General features: G+C 58.6%; 7 protein-coding genes and 1 tRNA gene. All 8 read left to right on the forward strand.

Annotated elements, in window-relative coordinates:
• Nucleotides 1-215 (forward strand): group II intron maturase-specific domain-containing protein (locus tag KVT38_RS32670; RefSeq protein WP_217597932.1); only part of this gene is annotated, 215 nt, incomplete at its 5' end.
• A gap of 338 nt (nucleotides 216-553) precedes the next feature.
• Nucleotides 554-781 (forward strand): hypothetical protein, encoded by a 228-nt coding sequence (locus KVT38_RS32675; protein WP_217597933.1) that lies wholly within the window; start codon nucleotides 554-556, stop codon nucleotides 779-781.
• Nucleotides 782-1,265: 484 nt separating this feature from the next.
• Complete coding sequence (gene guaB / locus KVT38_RS32680) at nucleotides 1,266-2,723, forward strand: IMP dehydrogenase (protein WP_217597934.1); 1,458 nt, start codon at nucleotides 1,266-1,268, stop codon at nucleotides 2,721-2,723.
• 152 nt (nucleotides 2,724-2,875) lie between these two features.
• Nucleotides 2,876-4,219, forward strand: a complete 1,344-nt coding sequence (locus tag KVT38_RS32685) for a D-alanyl-D-alanine carboxypeptidase family protein (protein WP_483298213.1) — start codon at nucleotides 2,876-2,878, stop codon at nucleotides 4,217-4,219.
• Between the two features lie 86 nt (nucleotides 4,220-4,305).
• Nucleotides 4,306-5,187: a pyridoxal 5'-phosphate synthase lyase subunit PdxS gene (gene pdxS / locus KVT38_RS32690; RefSeq protein WP_217597935.1), complete on the forward strand. Its 882-nt coding sequence runs from the start codon at nucleotides 4,306-4,308 to the stop codon at nucleotides 5,185-5,187.
• Nucleotides 5,188-5,348: 161 nt separating this feature from the next.
• Nucleotides 5,349-5,936, forward strand: coding sequence for a pyridoxal 5'-phosphate synthase glutaminase subunit PdxT (pdxT, locus tag KVT38_RS32695; RefSeq protein ID WP_217597936.1), 588 nt, complete (start codon nucleotides 5,349-5,351; stop codon nucleotides 5,934-5,936).
• A gap of 86 nt (nucleotides 5,937-6,022) precedes the next feature.
• Nucleotides 6,023-7,309 carry a serine--tRNA ligase gene (gene serS / locus KVT38_RS32700; RefSeq protein WP_217597937.1) on the forward strand — a complete coding sequence of 429 codons (1,287 nt, stop codon included), beginning with the start codon at nucleotides 6,023-6,025 and terminating at the stop codon, nucleotides 7,307-7,309.
• A 78-nt stretch (nucleotides 7,310-7,387) separates the two neighbouring features.
• Nucleotides 7,388-7,476: transfer RNA gene (locus tag KVT38_RS32705), tRNA-Ser, on the forward strand.
• Nucleotides 7,477-7,544 lie beyond the last annotated feature (68 nt).

Raw genomic sequence — 7,544 nt, forward strand, 5'->3', positions numbered from 1 at the left:
TGGTGGCGGAACTGAACCCCAAGTTACAGGGGTGGAAGAACTACTACGCGCTTGATTCCTTTGCCGACCTATTCCTGAACAAAATCGACTGGTACATCCGAAAACGCCTCACGCTGTTCTGGAACAAGAAGCGCAACCGTCGTAAGAAACACGCGAAGTCCAAGCAAGCCGCCGTGGCGGCACAGTTAGCAGGACTAAAGAAACTCGCCAGCTAAAGAAAGTACCGTAACGCTGAAGGAAGAAGAACAACGGAAAGCCGGATGAGGAAAAACCTCACGTCCGTTTTGATGCAGGGGGAGCTGGAAAAGTAAAAGGAGGGCCTGCGCCCTCCGATGAAATTTCAGTTCTCTACTCTACGAGTTAGCTGCCGGACCCGGTAAATGTTATCCAGAGGGTTGTAATTTGGTGTGCGAACGGGTAAAGAATAGCAAACGTTAAAATAAACGTTAATCTTCAGTAACTCTTAAGGCGCATTTCATATTCAGTTCAAAAAACGAGGTTATGATACAAACATATCCTCTCAATAGAAGAGACATCGGAAGGCGGATATCACATGTCAAAGATCATAGCGGCAAGTACGCTGGCGCTTGCGATTAGTATTGGCGGTTCGTTCTGGGGCAACGGCGCGCAGGCTTCGACGTCCAGCGCGAAGCTGCAGACGGAGCAATGGATGTGGAGTATGGCAGCGCTGGCCAGTAATGGCGGTTCGAATGACCGGCCCGACGATCACGGTGAGGACGGCAACGTCGGCACTTCGACGGATACGACGAACAACGCTTAAAAAAGTATGAACGGCATTCCAATGGCGGGTTGCTTAAAGAAACGCAGCGTTCCCAGCCACGCGTTAACAATAATATCCCTCCGGCGAGTTTATTCAGTATGATTAAGCGCAGAGCCAGAGGGATACGAAATAAGACATACGAATGATCACTTGAAGCAACAACATACATAGAAGGGTGAGCCCTCTTTATTTTTCACGTTATCTCCTGTGCATCTCTTCCGTTCCTCCGACACTCCCCCTTTTGAGCGAGCTCCTTCCTACAGAATCCGATCACGGACCGACGCCATTCACCTTTCAAACCGGACAACGACAAGCAAAAGGATATATCGGAAATTTATGCCGAGCGTGGATTGATCCTAATAAACGGCTCGCCTAATTAGGCTTGTAATGCGCCTTGACAGCCCCTAGAGCCTCTGCTAAGATTGCCTATAATTCAATTTCGGCAAACGATAAAATAACGTATTTCCAAAGGAGGAAACAGTTCGTGTGGCAAAATAAATTCGCCAAGGAAGGCTTGACGTTCGACGATGTCCTGCTCATTCCGCGCAAGTCGTCGATCCTGCCGAGGGATGTCAGCGTCCAGACGGCGCTCAGCCCTTCCGTGAAGCTGAATATTCCGCTGATCAGCGCCGGAATGGACACGGTCACGGAATCGGCTCTGGCGATCGCCATTGCCCGCGAAGGCGGCGTTGGCATCATTCATAAGAACATGTCCGTCGCTCAGCAGGCAGAGGAAGTAGATCGCGTGAAGCGTTCGGAGAGCGGCGTCATCACGAACCCGTTCTCGCTGACCCCCGAGCACCATGTTTATGATGCCGAGGAGTTGATGGGCAAGTACCGGATCTCGGGCGTGCCGATCACGGACGACGGCGGCAAGCTGGTCGGTATCTTGACGAACCGCGACCTGCGCTTCGTACACGACTATTCCATTAAGATCAAAGAAGTGATGACCAGCGAAAACCTGGTGACCGCTCCCGTAGGCACGACCCTTCAAGAGGCGGAGCTGCTGCTGCAGAAGCACAAGATCGAGAAGCTGCCGCTCGTGGACGACACCAATACGCTTAAGGGTCTTATCACCATTAAGGATATCGAGAAGGCGATTCAGTTCCCGAACGCAGCCAAGGACAAGCACGGCCGCTTGCTCGCGGGCGCCGCGGTCGGCGTGTCGAAGGATACGTTCGAACGCTCGGACGCGCTCGTCAAGGCTGGCGTTGACGTCCTGGTCGTAGATTCGGCGCATGGCCATCATATCGATATCGTCACGATGGTCCGCAAGCTGCGCGAGCGGTTCCCGGACCTGACGATCGTGGCCGGCAACGTGGCGACAGGCGAAGCGACGCGCGATCTGATCGAAGCCGGCGCTTCGGTCGTCAAGGTCGGCATCGGACCTGGATCGATCTGCACGACGCGCGTCATTGCGGGCATAGGGGTGCCGCAGATCACGGCCATCTACGACTGCGCGACGGTCGCGCGCGAGTACAACGTCCCGATCATCGCGGACGGCGGCATCAAGTACTCTGGCGAGATCACCAAGGCGATCGCGGCAGGCGCGAGCGCGGTTATGCTCGGCAGCCTGTTCGCCGGTACCGAGGAAAGCCCGGGCGAGTCGGAGATTTACCAGGGCCGCCGTTACAAGTCCTATCGCGGCATGGGTTCTATCGGCGCGTTGAAGGAAGGGTCCAAGGACCGTTACTTCCAAGAGGACGACTCCAAGCTGGTGCCGGAAGGCATCGAAGGCCGCTTGCCTTACAAGGGGCCTCTGCGCGACACGCTGCACCAGCTTCTCGGCGGCCTGCGCTCCGGCATGGGCTATTGCGGAACGGCGACGCTGGATGAGCTGAAGAACGATACCGAGTTCGTCCGCATCACGGGCGCCGGCTTGCGCGAGAGCCATCCGCACGACGTGCAGATCACGAAGGAAGCGCCGAACTATTCGATGTAAACGGCATTCCGCAAACGATCGAAAATGAAGAGCCGCAGGGCGAGCAAACGTCGCCTTGCGGCTTTTGCCTTTGGATGCGGTATGTTACAATAACAGACGGAGTTCAAGGTCTTGTCCGACTCATTAATATGCTAGGTTAAAAGGAGAGTCGCGTGTTGAATCAAGCTTATGTTCGCTATGCCAAGCAATCCCGTGCTGTCATGTTCAAGCTTCTAGCCATCCTACTTCTAGCCGCCTTGCTGCAAGCGATGCTGCTGCCGCGCTCTTCGGCCGCCACGAACGATATCAGCGGTCTTCAACTAAATGTAAAGTCAGCCTTTTTGATGGACGCGGATACCGGCCAAGTGCTGTACCAGAACAATGCGGACGAAGCGTTGCCGCCTGCCAGCATGACCAAGATGATGACGGAGTATCTCGTTTTTAAGGCCATTCAGGACGGCAAGATTAGTTGGGATCAAGAGATCACCATACAAGAAAACGCGGCCAAGCAAATCGGCAGCCGGGTGTTCCTGGCCGTCGGTGACAAGCATACGGTTAGGGAGCTGTACATCGCGATGGCAGTCGGCTCCGCCAATGACGCGACGGCGCAGCTGGCCGAGACGGTCGGCGGCTCCGAGGAAGCGTTCGCCAAGCTGATGAACGAGACGGCCAAGCAGCTCGGCATGAACGACTCTCATTTTATCAACTCGACCGGTCTCGATCGCGCGGATATGCCGGAGGCTTATCGCCCGACTTCGATCGAAGGCGAGACGGTGATGTCGGCTCACGACTCGGCGCTGCTGGCTTACCATATATTGAAGGACTACCCAGAGTTCCTCGAATACTCCAAGATGCCGTCCTACAAGTTCCGCGAGCGCGACGCCACGCCGATCATCAACTGGGACTGGATGCTGGAGTCGAACAAGGACGTGCAGAATTTTAAAAAGTTCGCCTATCCCGGCGTCGACGGTCTGAAAACGGGCCATACTTCCAATGCGGGCAACTGCTTCACCGGTACTTCTCTTCGCAACGGCACGCGGCTGATCGCAGTCGTCATGGGCGTACCGGGCGACTCGAACGACGGCAAGCGATTCCTCGAGACGGCCAAGCTGTTCGACTACGGCTTCGGCAGCTTCGAGAAAAAGACGCTTGTGCAGCCCAAGACGGCGATCGCCGAGCATGAGACGCTAAAAGTGAAGAAGGGCGGCAAGAAGTCGGTTCAAGTCGTTACCGGCCAGGACATCACGGTGATGCTGCCGAAGACGAGCAAGGTCGAAGCGAAGCTGAAGGAAGTCGTGCCGACGAGCGATCCGCTGGTCGCGCCGCTGAAGCAAGGGGATAAGGTGGGCAAGGCCACCTACACATACAAAGATCCCGTTACGCAGGAGGACAAGTCGGTTACCGTCGATCTGGTGGCGACCGAGGACGTGAACAAGGCCGGCTGGTTCAAGCTCATGCTGCGGGCGATCGGCGCATTTTTCAGCGGTCTTTTCAAGGGGATCGTCAATCTGTTTTGATCGGTACAATCCCGACCGTACGGGTTGTCTATCTTTGGCCGTTCCTGTAAAATAAATGCTTAGAATGCATTGGAGGCGTAGGTAAAATGGAGACAGGCACATCGAGAGTTAAGCGCGGCATGGCAGAGATGCAAAAGGGCGGCGTCATCATGGACGTCATGAACGCCGAGCAGGCGAAGATCGCCGAAGCGGCAGGCGCTACGGCGGTCATGGCGCTCGAGCGCGTACCGTCCGATATTCGGGCGGCCGGCGGCGTAGCCCGCATGGCGGACCCGACGATCGTTGAGGAAGTCATGAAGGTTGTTAGCATTCCGGTCATGGCCAAGGCACGGATCGGCCACTACGTCGAAGCGAAGGTGCTCGAGTCCCTCGGCGTCGACTATATCGACGAGAGCGAAGTTTTGACGCCGGCCGACGACGTTTTCCATATTAGCAAGGGCGACTTCACGGTGCCGTTCGTATGCGGCGCCAAGGATCTGGGCGAAGCGCTGCGCCGCATTCAAGAGGGCGCGTCCATGCTTCGCACGAAGGGCGAGCCGGGCACGGGCAACATCGTCGAAGCCGTTCGCCATATGCGCCTCATCTCGGGCCAGATCCGCAAGGTTCAGAACCTGGCCAAGGACGAGCTGTACCACGAAGCCAAGACGCTGGGCGTACCTTACGAGCTGTTGCTGGGCGTCCATGAGACGGGCCGTCTCCCGGTCGTCAACTTCGCCGCCGGCGGCATTGCGACGCCTTCGGACGCTGCGCTGATGATGCACCTGGGCTCCGACGGCGTATTCGTCGGCTCCGGCATCTTCAAGTCGGACAGCCCGGAGAAGTTCGCGCGCGCGATCGTCGAAGCGACGACGCACTACGAAGACTACGAGCTGATCGCTCGCGTCTCCAAGAACCTGGGCACCCCGATGAAGGGTATCGAGATCTCCAAGCTGGAGCTGTCCCAGCGCATGCAGGACCGCGGCATCTAATCGCGGCTGCCGCCTACGGGCGGCCTCCATCGCTTGAACCGGCGCACGCGAGTCGCCGCGGCCAAGCCACAGATTCGGGCGGTCTCGCCCCGGCATACCGCCGGCAGCGAGGCCGCCCCGATTGGTTTAGAAGGCTGAACACGAAGGAAGGTCGTACATCCATGAAAATCGGAGTTCTGGCGCTGCAAGGCGCGGTAGCGGAACATATCCGCAGCATCGAACTCGCCGGCGGCGAAGGCGTCGCGGTCAAGCGCACGGAACAGCTGGAGGAGATCGACGGTCTCATCATCCCAGGCGGGGAGAGCACGACGATCGGCAAGCTGATGCGCAAGTACGGATTCATCGAAGCGGTACGCGGTTACGCCGCCGCAGGCAAGCCGGTATTCGGCACTTGCGCCGGCCTTATCGTGCTGGCAGAGCGCCTGACGGGCGACGAGGAGCCGCATCTGCGGCTGATGGACATGACGGTCGCGCGCAATGCGTTCGGCCGCCAGCGCGAGAGCTTCGAGACCGATCTGCCCGTCAAGGGCATCGAGTCTCCGCTTCGCGCGGTATTCATCCGCGCTCCGCTCATCACCGAGGTCGGGCCGGACGTGGAGGTGCTGTCCGTCTACAAGGACGAGATCGTCACCGCAAAGCAAGGGCATCTGCTCGCCGCTTCGTACCACCCGGAGCTGACGGACGATTACCGCTTGCACGGCCTCTTCATCGACATGGCACGCGAGGCGGCCGGTCAAGGCCGGCGCTAAGCAGCATTCTCATTGGCGCCTAGGCAAGGACACGCGCCTGCGACGACGTATATTCCCCTTTGCGGGGTCAGGAGGATCACCTACCGATGATCGATATTAAGTTGCTGCGCACCGACTACGGCAAGGTAGCGGACGCGCTGAAGAAGCGGGGCGCTTCGGAGGAGCTGATCGCGGCGTTTCCGGCGATCGACGCCAGACGCCGCGAGCTGCAGACCGAGAGCGACAATCTGAAGAACCGGCGCAACGTCGTTTCTCAAGAAGTCGCAAAGCTCAAAAAGAGCGGCGGCGACGCGGACGGACTGATCGCCGAGATGAAGGAAGTCGGCGACCGCATCAAGCAGATTGACGAGGAACTCCGCGGGCTCGAAGCCGAGTCCGACGCGCTGCTGCTCGCCGTGCCGAACATTCCGAACGCAAGCGTGCCAGTTGGCGCGAGCGAAGCGGACAATGTGGAGGTTCGTCGCGTCGGCGAGCCGGCGAGCCTCGAATTCGAGCCGAAGGCGCACTGGGAGATCGCCGAGGGGCTAGGCATCCTCGACTTTGAAGCGGCGGCAAAGGTTACGGGTTCGCGCTTCGTATTTTACAAAGGCCTGGGAGCCCGCCTCGAACGCGCGTTGATTAACCTCATGATGGACCTGCATGCGGACCAGCATGGCTATGAGGAGATTCTGCCGCCGTACATCGTCAACCGCGACAGTCTCGTCGGCACGGGTCAGCTGCCCAAGTTCGAGGAGGACCTGTTTAAGCTGGCGGACACGGAGTATTACCTGATCCCGACGGCCGAAGTGCCGGTCACGAATTTGCATCGTGAAGAGATTCTGGCTAAGGATCAACTGCCGCGCAAGCTCGTAGCGTTCAGCGCGTGCTTCCGTTCCGAGGCCGGCGCGGCGGGACGCGATACCCGCGGGCTTATTCGGCAGCACCAGTTCAATAAGGTCGAGCTTGTCCAGCTCGTCGACCCGGAGACGTCGTACGAAGCGCTCGAGTCGCTGACCGGCGAAGCCGAGCGCGTGCTTCAGCTGCTTGGCCTGCCGTATCGCGTGCTTGCGCTGTGCACGGGCGACATGGGCTTCGCCTCCGCCAAGACGTACGACCTCGAGGTTTGGCTGCCGAGTATGGCGACGTACCGCGAGATCTCGTCCTGCACGAACTTCGAGGACTTCCAGGCGCGTCGTGCGGGCATTCGCTTCCGCCGCGAGACTGGCGCGAAGCCGGAGTACGTGCATACGCTGAACGGTTCGGGCCTCGCGCTCGGCCGCACGGTCGCCGCGATCCTCGAGAACTATCAGCAGGCGGACGGCACGGTCGTCGTGCCCGAGGCGCTGCGCCCTTACATGGGCGGACTTGAGGTTATCGAGCCACGCAGGGGTTGATCGGGCTCTCCGGCCTATGATATGATTACGGAGCGGGTTGGCCGACCTCACGCGAGGAGACCAATGCGCTCTACCCTTGGAGAGATACCGAAGCGGTCATAACGGGGCGGTCTTGAAAACCGTTAGGGTGCAAGCCCACGTGGGTACGAATCCCACTCTCTCCGCCATAAGCAAAAACAAGCCGATTCCTGCGAGGGAAACGTTTTTTGTGTATGGCGAGTGGGATTCGAACGGG

Source organism: Cohnella sp. GbtcB17 (assembly GCF_019091135.1).
Taxonomy (GTDB): domain Bacteria; phylum Bacillota; class Bacilli; order Paenibacillales; family Paenibacillaceae; genus Cohnella.

Coding starts and splice junctions, on each gene's coding strand:
- KVT38_RS32675 (WP_217597933.1), top strand. CDS start 554: ATGTCAAAGATCATAGCGGCAAGTACGCTGGCGCTTGCGATTAGTATT.
- pdxS (WP_217597935.1), top strand. CDS start 4,306: ATGGAGACAGGCACATCGAGAGTTAAGCGCGGCATGGCAGAGATGCAA.
- pdxT (WP_217597936.1), top strand. CDS start 5,349: ATGAAAATCGGAGTTCTGGCGCTGCAAGGCGCGGTAGCGGAACATATC.
- serS (WP_217597937.1), top strand. CDS start 6,023: ATGATCGATATTAAGTTGCTGCGCACCGACTACGGCAAGGTAGCGGAC.